Here is a 19,230-nt window from a genome sequence, read left to right on the forward strand (position 1 = left end):
CCGGCTTCGTCAGTTGGTGATGATCTCGGGGCCCATGAAGGTGTTGGGCAGGAAGGTCGAGATCCAGGGAATGTAGGTCACCATGATGAGGAATACGAAAAGCACGGCCAAAAACGGCAGGGCCGCGCGCACCACGTTCATCATGGGCATTCCCGCCACGCCCGAGGTGACGAAGAGGTTCAGGCCCACGGGCGGCGTGATCATCCCGATTTCCATGTTCACCACCATGATGATCCCGAGGTGAATGGGATCGATGCCAAGCTCGATGGCGATGGGGAACACGAGCGGTGCCACGATGACCAGCAGGCCCGACGGCTCCATGAACTGGCCGCCGATGAGCAGGATCACGTTGACCATCACCAGGAACATCACCGGGCCGAGGCCCGCGGCCAGCATGCTTTCGGCGATGGCCTGGGGGATCTGTTCGTCGGTCAGCACGTGCTTCAGCAGAAGCGCGTTGGCGATGATGAACATCAGCGTGATCGTCAGCTTCGCGCCCTCGAAGACGGTGTTCACCGTGTCGCGGTGCCAGAAGGCCGTGACCAGCGCCCAGGGCTTTTGCAGCAGGGTCGCGGGGCGCGGAGCCTCGGCGGCGTTGACACTGCGTTCGCCCATGGCGCCGGTGTATGTTTCTTCTTCGGACGGTGCCGCGAGGGGGCCCATGTCGCGGTAGATGAAGCAGGCCACCAGGAAGGCATAGACGGCGGCGACGGCGGCGGCCTCGGTCGGGGTGAAGGCGCCGGGCTGCCAGTAGATCAGGCTGCCTTCGCCAGTAAGGTTGACCCATGGGTGGCCATAGATGCCGCCCATGATGATCCCGATCAGCAGGAGGCCCCAGAAGGCGTCGCGGAAGCTGTCCCAGATCTCGACCCAGCCTTTCCACTCGCCCGCCGGCATATTGCGGATGCGGGCCATGACGTAGATCGTGATCATCAGCATCGTGCCGGCCAGCAGGCCGGGGATGACGCCGGCGAGGAACATGCGGCCCACGGAGACGTCGGTGGCCGAGGCATAGACGACCATCACGATGGAGGGCGGGATGAGGATGCCGAGCGTGCCGGCGTTGCAGATCACCCCGGCGGCGAAGTCCTTGGTATAGCCGACCTGCCGCATGGCGGCGATCACGATCGTGCCGATGGCGACCACGGTGGCGGGCGACGAGCCGGAAAGGGCGGCGAAAATCATGCAGGCCAGGACCCCCGCGATGGCGAGACCGCCCTTGAGGTGGCCCACGCAGGCGATGGAGAAGCGGATGATCCGCTTGGCCACGCCGCCCGTGGACATGAAGCTGGAGGCGAGGATGAAGAACGGGATGGCCAGCAGTGTGTAGTGTTCGGCCATGGCGTCATAGAGCGACTTGGCAACGGCGCCGATGGAGGTGTTCGAGAACATCAGCTGGAACACGATCGAGGAGAACCCGAGCGAGACCGCGATCGGCACGCCGATCAGCAGCAGGCCGATGATCATGATGAAGAGAAATGCGACTTCCATGGTCTCAGCCCCTGTTCACGTTTTCGCCACGGGCAAGCTTGTCGGCGGCGGTTTCCACCGCGTCCTCGGCCTCGTGACTGGTGATGATCCGCTGGCGCGTGCCGCGAAGGACGCCCAAGGTGGCCTGAACCACACGAAAGAGAAGCAGCGCCGCGCCAATGGGCAGGATCAGGTAGGGGATCACACGCGGCAGGTAGTCGTATTCCTCGACCACGCGGGTGTCGCCGTCCATGTACCAGTTGAAGGTATTTTCAAGAAACTCCTTGCCGAAGGGGATCGGCACAGGGCGCACCACGGCATATCCCTGGTCGCGCGCTTCCTCGAAACCGGTGGGGAACCAGCGGCCCGATGTGGGATCGAGGTTCGAGAATGGCGCCCAGAAATCGTAGGCGCCCTTGAGCAGAAGAAAGGCATAGGCGACGCAGACGACGCAGGCGATGATCGCCATACCGCGCTTGAGACCGCCGCTAACCATGTTGACGATGGCGTCCACGCCCAGGTGTGCGGTGACCTTGAACCCGTAGGAAATGCCGAAGAGAACCAGCCAGGCAAAGAGGATTTCCACCACTTCCTGCCCCCAGAGCAGGCTTTCGGCGAAGCCGTAGCGCAACACGACGTTGGCGAAGGTGATCAGGGTCATCGCGCCCAGGATCAGAGCGATGAAGATTTCCTCGGCGCGGTGAACGAAGCGTCCGACCGGGCCCGATGGTGTGTATCCGCTCACGCTCATGGCGTTTTCCTCCGGATCATGTTGGGTAAGGCCGGTGCAGGTTCCGGCGGCACGCGGGGTGCCGCCGGTATCCGGCGCGGCGGGCGCGGTCGGGCCTCAGAGAAGCCGCAGGCGCGCGCCCGCTTGGCCCTGCATCAGCTGCCGCTGTTGTGGGACTGGGCCGCGTCGATGTTGTCCTGGCCCACATCCTCGACGAACTGGTCCCAGACCGGGCGCATCGCGTCGACCCAAGCCTGACGCTGGTCGGCCGACAATTCGCGCACCTCGCCGCCGGCGTCGATGATCGCTTGGCGGTTTTCCTGGTTCACGCTGTAGCTTTCGGCGTTCCGGGTCTCGGTCACTTCACCCACGATGGTCATGAACTGGTCGCGCACATCGGGTTCCAGCGAGTCGAGCCAGTCGCTCGAGGTCACCAGCAGGTAGTCGATGATGCCGTGGTTGGTCTCGGTAATGCCGTCCTGCACCTCGAAGAACTTCTGACCGTAGATGTTGGACCAGGTGTTTTCCTGACCGTCGACAACGCCGGTTTGCAGCGCACCGTAGACTTCGGAGAAGGCCATCGGCTGCGGCGAGGCACCCAGGGCTTCCATCTGTGCGACCAGAACGTCGGAGGTCTGCACGCGGAACTTCAGGCCCTCGGCATCCGACGGCTCGATCAGCGGCACGTTGGCCGAGAACTGTTTCATGCCGTTGTGCCAGAAGGCCAGACCCTGCAGGCCTCGGCGCTGCATGGAATCGAGCATGTCCTGGCCCGCGTCGGAGGCCTGGAAACTGTCCACGGCGTCGATGTTCTTGAACATGAAAGGCAGGTCGAAGATGCGGAACACCTTTGTGAAGTTCTCGAACTTCGACAGCGACGGCGCGGCCAGCTGGACGTCGCCCTGAAGCATCGCCTCGAGCACCTGGTCATCGTTGTAGAGCGTGGAGTTGGGGAACACCTCCATGCACATCTTGCCGTCCATTTCCTCGTTGATGCGCTCTTGCAGCAGCGAGGCGGCGATGCCCTTGGGGTGCTTGTCGGTGTTGGTGACGTGGCTGAACTTTACGACGATTTCGCCATCGTCGCAGGCCGCGCTCACGGCGCCGGCAGACACGGTCAGTGCGAGTGCCGCGGTTGCGGCAGACAGAAATTTCATGGTCTCTCCTCCCAAATTAGAGACAGGTTTGGATACCGTAACGGTATTGCGAGGCCAGAATGGCGATTGGTTGGAATGCCTCAAGCTGAATCTAGGGCGGATGTGGCGAATCAGGATATCACTATTGGTTTCAGATACTTGAATTCCTCGAATCACCTGCGTCGAGAAACTCTGCCAAACGTCTGTGCGGAATCCCGCACGCGCTTTGCGCAACCTGTGCGGATTTCCGCACAAACCGGGTCTGCGGTGTCCCGATCGTCTTGCCCGGCCAGCGCGGTGATCAGGTGATTGCGGTGGCAACGCTCAGCCGTTGCCGCGCCGATAGTCCTCGGGTTTGATGCCGTAGCGGGCAAGCTTGTCATAGAACGTCTTGCGCGGCAGCTTCAGCGCCTTCGCGGCCTCGGATGCGCGGCCGTTCTGGCGACCGAGTGCGGCGATCAGCAGCGAGCGCTCGACCTGGGCCATCTGCTCGGACAGGCCAAGATCGGCGGCGCGGGTGACCTCATCCGGCATCCCGAGGACAAAGCGCATGGCGGCACTCATCAGCGAGCGGGCGTTGCCGGGCCAGTCCTGGGCCATCAGGCGGGCGAGGTGATCGGGCGCGATATCCGGCGCGGCGATGCCAGACTGCTCGGCCGCCTGGGCCACGTAGTGCCGGAAAAGAACGGGAATGTCCTCGGGTCGTTCGGACAGGGCCGGGATGCGCACCGGTGCCACGTCCAGCCGGTAGTAAAGCTCGGGGTAAAAGCGCCCCTCCTCGGCGGCCACGGCTAGGTCCGTCGTGGTGCCTGCGATGAGGCGGGCCTCCGCGCCTTCCTCCAGCCGGTCCAGCAGGGCGTGCTGCGCGTGCGGGGGCAGCCCGGTGATCTCTTCGATGAAAAGGCTGCCACCGCGGGCCGACGCCAGAGCATCGTCGAGGGCGGCGACATCGAGCGCCGCCGCGGGGTGTTTGATGTAAGGCCCGCGGCCCGCGGGCGTCATCAGGTGCACCACCTCCGCCACCTTGGAGATCCCGGCTCCGGGAGGGCCGGTGACCAGCACGTCGGCCCCCATGGCCGCCACGCGGCGCACGCGTTCGCGCAGGTTGTCGGCCAGTTCGGAGGTGCCGAAAAGCATGCGCGCCGCCGCATCGCCCGTCTCGAGCTGGCGCTTCAGGCGCCGGTTTTCCAGCACCAGCGACCGGGTCTGCAGGGCGCGGGTCAGCACGGGCAGCAGGGCATCGGGCGCGCAGGGCTTTTCGAGAAAATCGAACGCGCCCTGTCCCATTGCGCGGACCGCCATGGGAATGTCGCCCTCGCCGGTCAGCAGGATGACCGGCAGTTCGGCGTCGGTCTTGCGGGTGTAATCCAGAAGATAGAAGCCATCGCGGCCCGGCATCCGGATGTCCGACAGGATGACGCCGGGAAAGTCGGGGGTGATGTGATCCTTGGCCTCGATGAAAGAGCCGGCGACGCGCGGAGAAAGGCGGTTGAGCTCCAGCGTCTGGGCCAGCGCCTCGCGGACGGCCGCATCGTCATCCACGATGAGTATATCGGTTTTCATGCCGCGACCTCGTCCTGCCAGGGATCCAGTTCGATGCGAAAGATCGCGCCGCCATCCGCCGCGTTGCTGCCGCTGATGCGGCCGCCGAAGCTTTCGACCAGGCCGTAGGAGATGGAAAGACCGAGACCAAGGCCATCCTCGCCGCCGACTTCCTTGGTGGTGTAGAACGGCTCGAATATCTTGGCGGGGTCGGAGATGCCCGGCCCGGTGTCGCGTACCGTCACGGTGGGGCGAATGCCGGGCACGAGCGAGACCTCGATATGTTTGTCCGATTGTCCGGCCATGGCGTCGATCGCGTTGTTGATCAGGTTGACAAAGACCTGACCCAGCCGCACCTCGCCGGCGCGGACATGGACGGGAAACTCCGGCCGGTGCCACGACAGCGCGACGCCTTCGTGGTCGAGGCGCTGTTCGGTCAGCTCGACAGCGGTGTCGATCACGCTTCCCAGATCGACCTTGCCGGCAGGTTCGGCCTCGTTCCGGGCAAAGGCGCGCAGGTTCCGGATGATCCGCGCGGCGCGTCCGGCAAGGTCGGAAATACGGCTGAAGTTGTCCCGCGCGGGCCGCGCCTGCCCGGCGTCGAGAAACGACGCGCCGTTATCCGCGAATTGCTGGATCGCCATCAGGGGCTGGTTGAGCTCGTGGCTGATGCCCGCCGACATCTGGCCCAGCGCACCAAGCTTGCCGGCCTGGACCAGATCCTCCTGGGCGCGGGTCAGGGCCGCCTCGGCCTCCATCCGCTCGGCCACCTCGCGGCGCAGGGCGAGATTGGTCTGCGACAGTTCCGCCGTGCGGTCGGCCACGCGCGCCTCGAGCTGGGCGTTGGAGATGGCGAGCGCGCGGCGACGCTCGGCCAGAAGCAGCAGCACAGCACCGAAGGCAAGACAGGTTGCCGCGAAGAAGGCCGCTTGCAGGCCGGCCATGCGGGACACGGGCGCGGCGTCCATCAGGGCATGTCCGGTCATTCCGATCACCGGCTTGGGGCTGGCAAGGTGCAAGGCCTGCTGGGGCAGGTAGCTGCCATGATCGAGCGTCCAGATATCCCGATCGCCGCGCGTCGTGTGGGGCGCAGGTGCATCGGCGTCGGGTGCGGCCAGCCCGGCCGCGCCCGAGCGGAGGCGCCAGCCCAGAATTTCCGCACGATTTGAAAGAAAGACGCGGCCCTCGTGGTCGGTAAAGAACACGACGGGCTGGCCGCCGATCCAGCCCCACTCGATTTCATCGATGTCGACGACGGCGATGAGGCTGCCTCGGATCGTGCCGTTTTCCGCGAAGGATGGCGCGGCATAGGCATAGACGCGGCGCCCGTCGGGCCCGAGCCTGCCGAAGAAGGAGCCCAGCGCGCCGTGCATGGCGCGGCCGAAATAGCTGCTGCCCGAGGGGTCGAGCGTGACCTCGCCGGCCTCTGCCAGCACCGTGCCCGTGGCATCGGCGAAGATCAGCGCCGCGGCGCCGCTTTTGTCGACGGCCTCCTGCAACAATTGCGTGGCCGCGGGAGTATCGGGGGTGTCCGTTGTCAGCGCCGCGAGGTCGGGGTGGTCCGACATGAGCACGGCCAGTTCGCGGAAACGGCGCATCTCTCCGGTAAAACGGTCGGCCGCAAGCGCCAGATCGGCGCGGCCCTGTTTGGACAGCTGGGTCAGACCCTGACCGTAGCCATATCGCCAGACGGTCGCCGCTGCCGCGGTGACCGCAAGCAGGAACAGGGCGATGACAACCCACCGGGCGCGAAGAAGCGACAACATGGCAGATAGATAGCAAGCCTGTCCCCCGCTTGACCAGATAAAGGATAACGGGCGGAAGGGTCAGGCGCCGCCATCCGCCCCGGGCAGGTCGAACCGCACGCTCAGGCCGCGCGGCGCTTCCGTTGGGATGATCGCGATCTCGCCCCCCAGGCTGCGCACGACCTTGCGCGCGATGGCGAGGCCGACGCCGGAATGGCCCGTCTCGCTTTTGGGCCGCAGGGTCGCGAGCGGTTTGAACACGGCGGTCCAGTGAGCCGGAGCAATGCCGGGCCCATCGTCGGAGACGGTGACCTGCACGCGATCGTGCCACGTGCGGGCCACGATCCGCAGGTTGCCGAAGTCACGATCGTGATGCGCGGCGGCGTTGCCGAGAACTGCATCGAAAAGTCTGTTCAGATCGTTCAGCGGCCCCGTCACGTGCAGACCGCCGCATTGGGTTTCACAGGTCAGCCTGGGGGTGGCCGGCAGGCGGGTGCAGGCGCCGGTCACCAGCGCCTCAAGGTCGTGCGCGGCGGGCGGATCGGCCAGGCGGGCCACACGGGACAGCTCTGTCAGGGCAGTGAGCGTGTCGTCCAGCCGATGCGCGTAGTCGCGCAGCATGGCGAGGTTGTCCGCGGCGTCGGCGGACAGGACGACCCTCTGCGCCGCGAGATCCTCCCCGATCCAGTCGGGGATGGTGCGCATGGCCCGGGCGAATGCCTTGAGGTCATGCGTCATGATATAGAGGAATTCCTCGGCCTCCTGCACCGGGCCCTGGCTGTCAGAGGTGAACGGACGTGACACGTATCTCCTCTCTTTCCTTGGTTGTTCGCGCAACCGCAAGCCTCGCAGAGGCGGGTTTCCAACCGGTGAACACCGCTGCCGGGCAAGCGGAACAATCGTTTAAAATCCGCGGCAACGGAGGCAGCGCCGGTAACATATTGGTAAGGCTCGCGCCTCTAGCATCAGCTTACGATTTCCGGGTGTTTTCGTGAGAAAGGTTATGACATGGCGTCTATTTCCCCCATCCCCAAGGAACCGATGGTCGCTCAGGCGCTTCCCGCAACCTGCCTGAACGGCGGTCGGCGCGGCGACTGCTTTGACGTGCTTATCCTCGACGACGATCCGTTCGATCAAAAGAGGCTGGCGCGCACGCTGGACGCCACCGGAATGCCCGTGAGCGCGGTCAGCGCCGCAACGATCGGCGAATTCGGCGCGGCCCTTGACGCCGGCAGTTTCGATGTCGTCCTGATCGACTATATGCTGCCGGACAGCGATGGTCTGACGGCGCAGAAAATGGTGCAGAGCCACCCGACGAACTTTGCCGCCGCGGTGGTGATGATGTCGAACCGGATGCGCACCGACGTGGCGATCGAGTCGATCAAGCAGGGGTCGCTGGATTGTCTCGACAAGGGCGAGTTGAACACCGACAAGCTGCGCGAACTGATGATGGCGTCGGTCAAGGTGCTGGCGGAAACCTCCCGGCACTGGATCGGCGAACTTCTGGCGCAGCAGCGGACGCTGATCGCGCAGGATGTCGCCAAGCTTGTACGCGACGAGATGGAGTTCGGGCGTTTGATCGACACGATCGACAAGCGCATCCTGGACATGCTGGCGGCACGCGGGCTGACCCTGGCGGACCGTTGGGATGCCGAGGGTGTCCTGGACCCGGACCCGCCCTTCGCGTTTCGCTAGATCTGTCGCGGGCAGACACCCGTTGCCAAGCTGCCCTTGGTCGGCAAGACTGTCCCCCGGTAATCGCGACGGAGGAAGATCATGGCTGCAAACGAACCACCGGTGTGTGATTTCAATTGGCCCGCCCCGGATTTCCGGCTGCCGGCCACCGACGGACGGACCTACACCTGGGACGAGATTGCGGGTCCGCGCGGCACTCTGATCATGTTCATCTGCAATCACTGTCCCTACGTTCTGGCGGTGCTGGACAGGATCGTGCGCGACGCGAAGGACTTGCAGGACCTTGGCATCGGGGTCGCGGCAATCTGCTCCAACGACGCCAAGACCTATCCTGACGACAGTTTCGAGAACATGATCAAGTTGGCCGAGAAGGCCGGCCTGCCGTTTCCCTATCTGCATGACGAGGATCAGTCGGTGGCACGGGCCTATCACGCCGCCTGCACGCCGGATTTCTTTGGCTTCGACGCGGACGGCGGGCTGCAATATCGCGGGCGGCTGGACGCATCGCGCATGAAACCCGCGCCCAAGGACGCGCCGCGCGAACTTTTTGACGCGATGAAGCAGGTGGCGGAAACCGGCGAAGGACCGCGCGATCAGGTCGCCTCGGTCGGGTGCTCGATCAAATGGAAACCGGCGGCGTAAGGGACGACGCTTGCGCGGCTCGAAACATTCTCACATATTCCTATAAGAGAATTTTCGGGAGGGATACCATGCGATTGACCCGACGCCGCCTGATGGCGACCGCTGCGGCCCTACCGCTTGCCGCAGCCTTGCCGCGCTGGAGCCTTGCGGAGATGTCGCTGGGCGATGCGACAGTCACGACCGTCAGCGACGGCAACCTGGTGCTGCCGGGCGACTTCGTCTTCGAGCCGATGCCGCAGGACAAGCTGCTGCCGATCCTCGAGGCCACCGGCCAGAGCCGCGACGAACTGCGCCCCGAATGCAACCTGACGCTTTACCGCGATGGTACCAATACAGTGTTGTTCGATGCCGGCGCAGGGCCGAACTTCATGCCAAGCGCGGGCGAGTTGCCGGCCAGCCTCGATGCCGCCGGACTTGCGCCCGAGGACATCACGCACGTGGTATTCACCCATGCGCATCCCGATCACATCTGGGGGGTCCTGGATGATTTCGGAGACCTTCTTTTCCCGCAAGCGGTGCACATGATGGGCCGTGCGGAGTGGGATTACTGGTGGGACCCCGAAACCGTGAACACGATCGGCAAGGCGCGCGCCGCGTTCGCCGTGGGCGCGAAGAACCGGATGGAGGCGATCGAGGATCTGGTCGAGCTTTTCGATGATGGCGAGGAGGTGCTGCCGGGTATCGCCGCCGTTTCGACGCCCGGCCACACGCCCGGCCACATGAGTTTCGAGCTGCGCCGCGGGTCTGAGGCGGCGATGGTCGTTGGCGATGCGATCGTCAATCATCACGTGGCCTTCGCCCGGCCCGAATGGCCCAGCGGATCGGACCAGAACCCGCAGCAGGCGGTGGCGACCCGCAAGGCCCTGCTGGATCGGCTGGTTGCCGATGACATGACCCTGATAGGGTTTCACCTGCCGGAGGGCGGCGTCGGCCGGGCCGAGGCGACCGAATCCGGGTATCGGTTCGTCGGAATGGACGTATGAGACACCCCGGCGGCGTCGAGACCGGCTTTACTCGGCGGGAACGGCGGCCCCGCGCGGCAAGAGGACAGCGCGCGCCGCGACCGCGCCCAGCACGATGAAGCCAAGCGCCAGCAGGGCGGCGATGCTGAGGTTCGCCCCGCCGCTGAGGCCCGCGCCGATGGTGCAGCCCCCGGCCAGCACGCCGCCGAAGCCCATGAGTACCGCGCCGGCGCTGTAGCGCAGCGTCTGCACGGGGGACGAAAAGCTTTGCAGGGCAAGCTCGCCGCGCGAGGCGGCGCTGAGGAAGCTGCCGACGATGACCCCGCCGATCACACCGACGCCGAACCCCGCGGGCACGGCGGTGGAGGCGATGGCGTAAAAGAGCGTGTCGGTCCAGGGCAGGGTGAAGGCCATCGACTGTGCCGGCAGCGGATCGAATTCATCGAGCAGAAGGACGGAGGTTCCGGCCCATCCCGCGACGACGACAAGACCGATCACCGCGCCCATGGCAAGATGCAGCACGCGCGCGCCGGAGCGGTGCGCAAGCCACACGGCGAAAGCGAGAAGTGCCAGTGCAATCGCCGGCGCCATGCCGGGAATGCCGGCAAGGCTGCCGATGCCGAAATCATACTGGACCGCGCCGAGCGACGTGCGGACAGGGGCCAGAACACCCTTGAGCGTTGCGTGCGCGACGATGGCAAAGAGCGCGATGACGCTGACCGCCCGCAGGTTGCCCGTACCGGCCAGAACCGTAAGGCGCGACATGCAGCCCCGCGTCAGCACCATGCCGATGCCGAAGGCCAGCCCGCCCAGCGCAATCGCGGCGACCGGCACGCTGCTGGAGAGGTAACGATGGTCGCCAAGCTCGACGAGGCCAATGCCACCGGCCACGGCCGCCCCGCCGATCGCCACGGCAAGCGCGACCAGCCAGACCGAGAGGGCAGAGTGGTCCATGCCGTCATCGCCTGCCACGGCACGCCGCAGGCAGAAGCGCGAAATCTGGGCGGCAACGCCGAAAACGAGGCCCAGAAGCGCGCCCAGCAGAAGATGCAGGGTTTGCGCGGGCAGATCGAATGGCAGGGAGTCAAGCAGCATCGGTCACGTCCTGATTCAGGTAATCCGTCCTTATCTGGTGCGTTTCCGCGCGAGTCAAAACCCCGAGGTGAGAGTATTGTTCCGCGTTGCAGGGCAGATTTGAAACAACGTTCCGCAACGCGGACAGCGTTGCGACGCGGTACCGTCAGGAAGCGGACCGGCGAAACGAATTTTCCTATTTTCTGCGTTGGCAGAATATTTTTCCGCTTACTGCGCCGCGATGGGCAGCCGGGCAAGCTGGCACTGTGCCCAGAGATTTTCGAGGGCGCCGATCAGCCGATCCACATCCTCGGCGGAGTGAACCGGCGACGGGGTAATGCGCAGCCGTTCGGTGCCCTTGGGCACGGTGGGATAGTTTATCGGCTGGATGTAGATGCCGTGATCGCGCATCAGCACGTCCGAGATGTATTTGCACTTGACCGGGTCGCCCACCATCACCGGAATGATGTGGCTGGGGTTCTCGATATGCGGCAGGCCTATCGCGTCGAGCCGGGCGCGGACCTCGGAAACGCGGGCCTGTTGCTGGCTGCGTTTCTCGCTGCTGTGCTTGAGATGGCGCACGGCGGCCGCGGCACCGGCGGCGACGCAGGGCGGCAGGGCGGTTGTGAAAATGAAGCCAGAGGCAAAGGAGCGGACGAAGTCGCACAGCTCGGTCGAGGCGGCGATGTAACCGCCCATGACGCCGAACGCCTTACCCAGCGTGCCTTCGATCACGGTCAGGCGGTCCATCAGCCCCTCACGCTCGGCAATGCCGCCGCCGCGCGGGCCGTAAAGGCCGACCGCGTGCACCTCGTCGAGATAGGTCATGGCGCCGTATTTATCCGCCAGATCGCAGATCTCCCTGATCGGGGCGATGTCGCCGTCCATGGAATAGACGCTCTCGAAGGCGATCAGTTTGGGGGCGTTGGCGGGAAGCGCCGCCAGCTTGGCCTCGAGATCGGCGAGGTCGTTGTGTTGCCAGATCACCTTTTGCGCACGGGAGTGGCGGATGCCTTCGATCATTGAGGCGTGGTTGAGCGCATCGGACAGCACCACCAGCCCCGGAATTCGCGAGGCCAGCGTGCCCAGCGCGGCCCAGTTCGAGACATAGCCAGAGGTGAAGAGCAGCGCGCTTTCCTTGCCGTGCAGGTCGGCCAGTTCGGCCTCGAGCTGCACATGGGCGTGGGTGGTGCCGGAAATGTTGCGCGTGCCGCCCGCACCCGCGCCGGTGGTGTCGAGGGCGTCGTGCATGGCATCGAGCACGACCGGGTGCTGGCCCATGCCGAGGTAATCGTTCGAACACCAGACCGTCACATTCTCGGGGCCGTTATAACAATTCGCCTGCGGAAACTGCCCGCGCCGCCGCTCGAGTTCGGCAAATTCGCGATAGTTGCCTTCGGCCCGTAGCGCATCGAGTTCGGAGCGGAAAAATTCCTGGTAGTTCATCAGTTCTCTGTCGCCTCTTTCACGATCTCGGCCAGGAGCGCCTCGACCTTTTCCATCGGACCATCGGGGTAATCGCGGTAGCCTATCGTCACGGCGCCTTCGTCATCCTCGGCCACGAAGATGCCGTAGGGGCAGTGCGCGATGTTCATCGGGTCGGCCTCCATCACCTCGCGAGACAGGACGGCCGAGCAGAAGATGAAGATGTCCGCCTCCTTGAACAGCATCACGTCGCTGCCCACGTCCTCGCCCGTGCGGTTGAGCATTTCGCCCACGTGGCTGACATAGTCGACCACGAGCCCCTGCCCCACGATCGCGGTTTCCACGGCGAAGGCCGCGTCGTCGAACGAGCCCTCAAAGGGCGTGGTGATCGGGGCTTCGGCATGGGCCGTTGTGGCAAAGGCCAGGGCCGCCGTCAGAATCACGGGTTTCATGGTGGGTCCTTCCAGATGTCGTGTGTAAATCGCACGCGGGCGATGCCCCGGTCTTTGAGCGAGATCAAAGCCGGGGCAATTGCGCGGGCTAGCCGAACATGTCGGTCGTGATGCCGGTGTACCAGCCTTCGGATTCTTCGTAGGTCGCCTTGCGCAGGGCGGAATCCTCGCCGGTTTCACTGATGAAGCTGTCGACCGAGGCGATCTTTTCCTCGGTGGGCTCGTAGGTGGCGCCGACCTTGACGCCGTCATCGGTGGCGATGAGCGACCAGCAGGTGTTCGAGTATTTCGCCGGGAACACCTTGGATCCGGTCAGCGCACCGCGCACGGCGTTGGCGCAGACCTTGGCCTGGCTGTTGGCAGAAAAGCCCGATTTGGGCATGTCGCCCTGTTCGGCGGCGTCGCCCAGCACGTAGACATCAGCGTCGGACCGGGCGGACATGTCGGCAGGGTTCACCGGTGCCCAGTTGCCATCGGTCACGCCCGCCATTTCCGCGATACGGCCCGCCTTTTGTGCGGGGATGACGTTGCAGACATCGACCTGGGTTTCCTCTCCGTCGATGGTGACGGTCATGTTCGCCGGGTCGACCGAGACGTTGCCGCCGCCGAATTCCTCGCCGATCCAGTCGATCACGCCCGGGTAATGCTTGTTCCAGCCTTCCTGGAACAGCGCCATCTTCGAGAATTGCGGCTTGGGGTCGGCCACGATGATCTTGGCGGTGGGGTTATTTTCCTTCATGAAATGCGCGACCATCGAGACCCGCTCGTAGGGGCCCGGGGGGCAGCGGTAAGGGTTCGGGGGGGCGACCATGGCAAAGGTGCCGCCCTCGGGCATTGCCTCCAGTTGGGCGCGCAGCAGTTCGGACTGAGAGCCGGCCTTGTAGGCATGGGGCATGGCGTTCTGGGCCTCGACGCTCCAGCCTTCGACGGCGCCATCGACAAAGTCGATGCCGGGGCTGAGGATCAGCTTGTCATAGGGCAGAGTGGTCCCGCTGGCGAGCGTCACGGTCTTGGCGTCCCGGTCGACGTCCACGGCCCAGTCGTGAAGGACGTTGATACCGGCCGCGGCGAGGTTGCCGTAGGTGTGGCCGATGTCGCTGATCTCCTTGAAACCGCCGAGGTAGAGGTTGGAGAAGAAGCAGGTGAAATAGGTGCGTGTCGGCTCCACGAGCGTCACGTCGATGGCGCCGTCGCTGTCCTTGGCGATGTAGCGTGCCGCGGTAGCGCCGCCGGCCCCGCCGCCGATCACGACGACACGCGGCTTGCCCGCGCCCTGCGCCAGAACCATGGGTGCCGCAAGCGTTGTCGCCATGGCTGCCGTCGTTCCGAGGAACGTCCGTCTGTCGAGTGTCATGTTTGGTCCTCCCTAGGGTAAATTTCTTTTTATTCTTTGGTCAGTTGGCCAAAATAGGCGGCCAGCGCGGCGATCTCCTCGTCGCTCAGGCGTCCGGCGACCATTTGCATCACCGGATGGTTGCGCTGCTTGTTCTTGTAGGCGTGCATTGCGACCACGAAATCTTCCTCCGGCCATTGCACGATAGACGGAATGCCATCGTTTGCGCCACCTGTCTGATGGCAGGCCACGCATTCGCCGCTGAGATATTCACCATACTCGGGGTCTCCCTTCAGCGCCAGAATCTCTGGGTCGAGGTCGTGATCCGTGCCCTGACTCGTCGGATCCGCCTCGGGGATGTCGCGGGGATTGTCCGAAAAGCCCCGCAGGTAGGCGATCAGGTCCAGGCGCTGTTGCGGGTCCTTGAGCCCGTCAAAGCTCATCCTTGTGCCCGAGACGAGCGCGGTGGGTTTCTCGAGATAGACGTCGAGGGTGTCGGCGTGCCATTCCAGGCCGCCCGCGCCGGCGCGCTTGAAGCTTTCGGAATAGGCAAAGCCCTCTTGCGTGGCCGCCCGACGCCCGAAAAGGCCGTTGAGGTGCGGACCGATGCCATGCTCGGCCCCTTTGCCCACCTCGTGGCAGTCGGAGCACGACTCGAAAACCTTTTTGCCGGCCTCCGGGTCGGCCTCTTCCGCCAGTGTGGCGGTGACGACGCAGGGCAGAACGCCTGCCGCCAGCGCGAAGGGCAGTGCGCGCGGACCGACCGTCATGGGGTCAGTCCCCGAAGCTTGACAGGTAGGCGATGATGGCGTCGATGTCCTCTTGCTTCCTGAGACCGGCGAAACTCATCTTTGTGCCTTTCATATAGCTTTTGGGCGCGGCCAGGAATTCGGCCATGGAGGCTTCGTCCCAGACCCGGCCCTCGGCCGCGGCTTTTTCGAAGACGCTGGAATACGCGAAATCCTCGTGCCCGCCGATGGTCGCGCCCATGACGCCGTTCAGCATGGGGCCGACGCGGTTCCTGGCGCCCTTACCGACCATATGGCAGGCCTTGCATTTGCGGAAGACTTTTTCGCCGGCTGCGACCAGTTCGGGATCGGGGGCGGCGTCCTCGACGGCGCCGGGCGCGGCCGACTGGGGGGGCGCGGGATCGGCGGCGGCCATCTCGGCCCCTTCGGGAGCAGGGTCTGCGGCGGCTTCCTCATCGGCGCCCTCTACCTCCGGGGTCACGTCCAGGACCGAGGCGCGCATGGTGATCTCGACGCTGTCCTTGCAGCCTTGCATGCAGGGCTCGGTGCGCCAGATCGTGTACTCGGTTTCCGGCCTGTCATCGACGATGAAGCCGTCGGCGTTGGGCATCTCGAACGCGGCAAGGTTTTCGTGGCTAAGCTCGAAATCGTCTTCGACGAGGTAGTTGGAATAGAGAATGTAGGCGGTGATGGCGTAGACCTCATCCGGAGACAAAGACTGCGCGTTGCCGAAGGGCATGGAGCGGTGCACGTAGTCCCAGACGGTCGACAGGTACGGCCAGTAGGAGCCGACGGTCTTGACCGGGTCCTTGTTGTCGAGCGTGTCGAAGCCGCCTGCCAGCACGGGCCAGTTGCCGACGCCCTCGGCGAAGTCACCGTGGCAGACGGCGCAGACCTCGGCGAAGACCTGTTCGCCGGTGGCCACGTCACCGCGGCCTTCGGGCAGACCCTGGCCATCGGGGCGCACGTCGACGTCCCAAGCTGCGATCTCTTCGCCGAGGGCCTCGCGGCCCAGGCCGAAGCCGCCTTGGGGTGTTGCGGTGGAAGCGGTTTGTGCAGCGTCGGTCGAGGCGGCGTTGGCCTGTGACACGAGCGCGGGGGCGAACGAGGGGATGTCGACCACGAACTGGTCGGCCAGCATGTAGGCCATCGTCAGGACGCCCGCGGCGCCACCGGCGGCGGGGGCGAATATTTTAAGAAACTTCGACATTTTCGGCCTCCCCGCTGGTTTTGACATGCCAGGTCTGGATGCAATTGTTGTGGTAGACCGAATTCTCGCCGCGCACCTCGCGCAGCTGCGCCTTGGTGGGCTGGACATAGCCCGTCTCGTCCATCGCGCGGGCCTGAAGCAGCATTTCCTCGCCGTCCCAGGTGGTGTCGAGGTAGAAGCGGGTCAGCGCCTTGCTGTCGCCTTGCGTGCCGAGGCGGGCGGTTTCCCAGGTCATGCCGCCATCGCGGGAGACATCGACACGGGTGATTCTGCCGTGGCCGGACCAGGCAAGGCCCGAGATGACCAGCGGGCCGGGGCCGTGGGAGATGGGCGCTTGCGGGCTGGGCGAGGTAATGACCGATTTGGCATCCATCACCCAGGTCCATTTGCGGGCCGTGCCGTCGGCCAGAACGTCGGTGTATTTCGACGTCTCCTCGCGGCTTTCGACGGGGCCGTCCATCACCTCGATCCGGCGCAGCCACTTGACCCACATGTTGCCTTCCCAGCCGGGCACGACGAGGCGCACCGGGTAGCCGTGTTCCTTGCGCAGCGCCTCGCCATTGGCCTTGAAGGCGACAAGGCAGTCGTCCAGCGCCTTTTCCATCGGGATGGACCGCCCGTTCGAGGACGCGTCGGCGCCTTCGACATAGACCCACTTGTCCGAAAGGTCGCCGGCCGTATCCAGCCCCGCCTCTTCCAGCAGGGTACGCAGGGGGACGCCGGAATACTCCATGTTGTGGATCATGCCGTGCGTGAACTGCACGCCGTTGAGCTGTGCGCCAGCCCATTCCATGCCGGTATTGGCGGCGCATTCGCAGAAATAGACGTGGTTTTCGCGCGGGAAACGCTCGAGATCGGCGTAATGGAAGACCAGTGGCGTATCCACCAGACCGTTGATCATCAGCCGGTAATCTTCCTTCGCGAGTTCGATCGCGCCGGAATGGTGCCGCTCAAACGCGCAGCCCTGCGGCGTGATGGTGCCGTCGAGCGCGTGGATCGGCGTGAAGTTGATCGAGCTGATCGGGTCGGCGGTCAGCCATGGCACGTTGCGGCGCACCACGTCATCCTCGAACCGGATCGGCAGGCCATAGGGGGTTTCATCGACCCCCTCGCCGGTGATGGCGGCCCAATCCTGAACCTCGGTGATAAGCGGATCGGGCTGTTGTGCCGAGGCTGCGCCTGCGACCGAACCTGCGACCGCTGCCGCGCTGCCACGCAGGAAGGCGCGGCGGGACGGGGATTTAAGAAGGTCATTCATGGCTGAACGCTCCCTGATTGACGGCTCAGATGCCGGTAACTTCGACGCTGTCGTTGGGCTGCGCCGTGACGGTGCCCAGTGTGCGGATGTGGCTTTCGACCACGTCCCAGATCTGCGGCCCTTCGGTGCCTTCGTTGACCGAGGCCCAGCCGGCGACGACGTAGTTATGCGCGGGGTCGATCGGCTCGCCCGACTTGAGCAGGGTCATGTTGCTGATCCGCTCGCCCTGCGGCGCGCTGACGTCGATGGTGTAGCCAAGGCCGCCGGTACGGACCATGTCGCCGCCCTGCTGGTAATAGGGGTCGGGGTTGAAGATGTTGTCGGCCACGTCTTCCAGCACGACCTTTAGGAATTCGCCGGTCATTTCCGTGCGATACGCCTCGCCGTAGGTCATGGAGGTGACGTTCCAGATATCCTCGCGTGTGATGTCCTGACCGGGGATCAGGGACGGGCCCCAGCGGACGCCGGGGCTAAGCGCGATCTCGGCGTCCCGCTCGGACAGGAGTGCGTCGCAAATGAGGTCGTCCCAGCTGCCGTTGAAGTTGCCGCGACGGTAGAGCAGGCTCTCGGTCTGGCCTATCACCTCCGACAGCTCGTTCTCGTAGGGTGCGCGCTGTTCGTCGATCAGCGCGGTCATCTCGGCATCGGGTTCGATGACGTCCGAGAAGATCGGGATCAGCTTGTGGCGGTAGCCCATCATCCGGCCGTCGCGGATATCGAGGTCGACGCGGCTGACGAACTTGCCGTTGCTGCCCGAGGCGATGATGAGCGTCTCGCCCGACACGACAGGCTCTGGCAGGGCGTCGTGCGTGTGACCCGACAGGATCACGTCGATGCCGCTGACAATGGTGGCCATCTTCTTGTCCACGTCAAAGCCGTTATGGCTGAGCACGACGACGCATTCCGCGCCTTCGCTGCGGACCTGGTCGACGATTTCCTGCATGTTCTCGTCCCGGATGCCGAAGGCGTATTCGGGGAACATCCAGCCGGGGTTGGCGATGGGCATGTAGGGGAAGGCCTGCCCGATCACCGCGATCTTGGTGCCGCCGCGTTCGAACATCGTGTAGGGCGGGAAGAGATCGGTGGGTTCGTCCCACTCGGCGTCGAAGATGTTCTGCCCCAGCGCGGCGAACGGCAGGGATTCGACGAGCTCGGTTACGCGATCGGACCCCAGCGTGAATTCCCAGTGGAAGGTCATCGCATCCGGTTTGAGCGCGTTCATCACGTTGACCATGTCCTGGCCCTGGGTGTGATAGCAGGTGTAGGAGCCGTGCCAGGTGTCGCCGCCATCGAGCAGGATGGCGTCGGGACGGTCGGCGCGAATGGCGTTGATGACGGTCGCCACGCGATCCAGCCCGCCGACGCGGCCGTATTCACGGGCCAGCGACGTGAAGTCGCCGCTGCTGAGCGCATAGTGGCTGGGGCTGCCATCCTCGATCCCGTAAAGGCGGCGGAAATCGGCGCCGGTGACGTGCGGCACCTCGCCCTTGTTCTCGCCCACGCCGATATTGACCGAGGGTTCGCGGAAATAGATCGGCTTCAGCTGCGCGTGGATGTCGGTGACGTGGATCAGGGAGACGTTGCCGAACGTGTCGAACTGCAAGAGCTGATCCTGGGTCAGCGATTGCTGTGCGGCGAGTCTGGCCCAGTTGCCAAAGCCCGAAGCCCCGACGAGCGCTGATGCCGCCATGCCGACCTGAAGGAAATCCCTGCGCGAAATCATGAGTGAGTCGCCCCTTAAATCATATGCGCATATTTGAATGTTGTGCGCGGTGAAAAGGCTCCGCCCGACGGACGGAGCCTTGAA

Annotated in this window: 17 protein-coding genes; 3 read left to right on the forward strand and 14 right to left on the reverse strand. The window is 64.7% G+C overall.

The window, feature by feature from the left end:
• Positions 1 to 9: 9 nt before the first annotated feature.
• The 6 genes from RBB31_RS17165 to RBB31_RS17190 all read right to left on the reverse strand — a co-directional run bounded on the left by RBB31_RS17165 (position 10) and on the right by RBB31_RS17190 (position 7,427).
• Positions 10 to 1,491 (reverse strand): TRAP transporter large permease, encoded by a 1,482-nt coding sequence (locus RBB31_RS17165; RefSeq protein WP_306130482.1) that lies wholly within the window; start codon positions 1,489 to 1,491, stop codon positions 10 to 12.
• A gap of 4 nt (positions 1,492 to 1,495) precedes the next feature.
• Positions 1,496 to 2,221 carry a TRAP transporter small permease gene (locus RBB31_RS17170; RefSeq protein WP_306130483.1) on the reverse strand — a complete coding sequence of 242 codons (726 nt, stop codon included), beginning with the start codon at positions 2,219 to 2,221 and terminating at the stop codon, positions 1,496 to 1,498.
• 134 nt (positions 2,222 to 2,355) lie between these two features.
• Positions 2,356 to 3,357 carry a DctP family TRAP transporter solute-binding subunit gene (locus RBB31_RS17175; RefSeq protein ID WP_306130484.1) on the reverse strand — a complete coding sequence of 334 codons (1,002 nt, stop codon included), beginning with the start codon at positions 3,355 to 3,357 and terminating at the stop codon, positions 2,356 to 2,358.
• A 303-nt stretch (positions 3,358 to 3,660) separates the two neighbouring features.
• Positions 3,661 to 4,899 carry a sigma-54 dependent transcriptional regulator gene (locus tag RBB31_RS17180; protein WP_306130485.1) on the reverse strand — a complete coding sequence of 413 codons (1,239 nt, stop codon included), beginning with the start codon at positions 4,897 to 4,899 and terminating at the stop codon, positions 3,661 to 3,663.
• Positions 4,896 to 6,644 carry an ATP-binding protein gene (locus RBB31_RS17185; protein ID WP_306130486.1) on the reverse strand — a complete coding sequence of 583 codons (1,749 nt, stop codon included), beginning with the start codon at positions 6,642 to 6,644 and terminating at the stop codon, positions 4,896 to 4,898. The genes RBB31_RS17180 and RBB31_RS17185 overlap by 4 nt, the downstream gene beginning before the upstream one ends.
• 60 nt (positions 6,645 to 6,704) lie before the next feature.
• Positions 6,705 to 7,427 (reverse strand): ATP-binding protein, encoded by a 723-nt coding sequence (locus RBB31_RS17190; RefSeq protein WP_306130487.1) that lies wholly within the window; start codon positions 7,425 to 7,427, stop codon positions 6,705 to 6,707.
• 204 nt (positions 7,428 to 7,631) lie between these two features.
• On the opposite strand from RBB31_RS17190, the gene RBB31_RS17195 reads away from it, so the two are divergent.
• From RBB31_RS17195 to RBB31_RS17205, 3 genes are all read left to right on the forward strand, one after another.
• Positions 7,632 to 8,318, forward strand: coding sequence for a response regulator (locus RBB31_RS17195; RefSeq protein ID WP_306130488.1), 687 nt, complete (start codon positions 7,632 to 7,634; stop codon positions 8,316 to 8,318).
• Positions 8,319 to 8,399: 81 nt separating this feature from the next.
• Complete coding sequence (locus tag RBB31_RS17200) at positions 8,400 to 8,960, forward strand: thioredoxin family protein (protein ID WP_306130489.1); 561 nt, start codon at positions 8,400 to 8,402, stop codon at positions 8,958 to 8,960.
• Positions 8,961 to 9,028: 68 nt separating this feature from the next.
• Positions 9,029 to 9,943: an MBL fold metallo-hydrolase gene (locus RBB31_RS17205; RefSeq protein ID WP_306130490.1), complete on the forward strand. Its 915-nt coding sequence runs from the start codon at positions 9,029 to 9,031 to the stop codon at positions 9,941 to 9,943.
• A 27-nt stretch (positions 9,944 to 9,970) separates the two neighbouring features.
• On the opposite strand, the gene RBB31_RS17210 is transcribed toward RBB31_RS17205, so the two are convergent.
• The 8 genes from RBB31_RS17210 to soxB form a co-directional block, all read right to left on the reverse strand.
• Positions 9,971 to 11,017, reverse strand: a complete 1,047-nt coding sequence (locus RBB31_RS17210) for a YeeE/YedE family protein (protein WP_306130491.1) — start codon at positions 11,015 to 11,017, stop codon at positions 9,971 to 9,973.
• A 207-nt stretch (positions 11,018 to 11,224) separates the two neighbouring features.
• Entirely contained in the window at positions 11,225 to 12,442 is a 1,218-nt protein-coding gene (hemA, locus tag RBB31_RS17215; RefSeq protein WP_306130492.1) for a 5-aminolevulinate synthase, read from the reverse strand.
• Positions 12,442 to 12,873, reverse strand: coding sequence for a DUF302 domain-containing protein (locus tag RBB31_RS17220; protein ID WP_306130493.1), 432 nt, complete (start codon positions 12,871 to 12,873; stop codon positions 12,442 to 12,444). Before RBB31_RS17220 ends, hemA begins: the two co-directional genes overlap by 1 nt.
• Positions 12,874 to 12,961: 88 nt before the next feature.
• Positions 12,962 to 14,227, reverse strand: coding sequence for an NAD(P)/FAD-dependent oxidoreductase (locus tag RBB31_RS17225; protein ID WP_306130494.1), 1,266 nt, complete (start codon positions 14,225 to 14,227; stop codon positions 12,962 to 12,964).
• A 29-nt stretch (positions 14,228 to 14,256) separates the two neighbouring features.
• Positions 14,257 to 14,976 carry a c-type cytochrome gene (locus RBB31_RS17230; RefSeq protein ID WP_306130495.1) on the reverse strand — a complete coding sequence of 240 codons (720 nt, stop codon included), beginning with the start codon at positions 14,974 to 14,976 and terminating at the stop codon, positions 14,257 to 14,259.
• Between the two features lie 4 nt (positions 14,977 to 14,980).
• Positions 14,981 to 16,165 carry a c-type cytochrome gene (locus tag RBB31_RS17235; protein WP_306130496.1) on the reverse strand — a complete coding sequence of 395 codons (1,185 nt, stop codon included), beginning with the start codon at positions 16,163 to 16,165 and terminating at the stop codon, positions 14,981 to 14,983.
• The gene (soxC, locus tag RBB31_RS17240) at positions 16,149 to 17,423 is read right to left on the reverse strand and encodes a sulfite dehydrogenase (protein ID WP_306130497.1); all 1,275 of its coding nucleotides are present in this window, start codon (positions 17,421 to 17,423) and stop codon (positions 16,149 to 16,151) included. Before soxC ends, RBB31_RS17235 begins: the two co-directional genes overlap by 17 nt.
• A gap of 25 nt (positions 17,424 to 17,448) precedes the next feature.
• Positions 17,449 to 19,146: a thiosulfohydrolase SoxB gene (gene soxB / locus RBB31_RS17245; protein ID WP_306130498.1), complete on the reverse strand. Its 1,698-nt coding sequence runs from the start codon at positions 19,144 to 19,146 to the stop codon at positions 17,449 to 17,451.
• Positions 19,147 to 19,230: the final 84 nt, after the last annotated feature.

The organism is Roseovarius sp. MMSF_3350 (assembly GCF_030733425.1).
GTDB lineage: Bacteria > Pseudomonadota > Alphaproteobacteria > Rhodobacterales > Rhodobacteraceae > Roseovarius.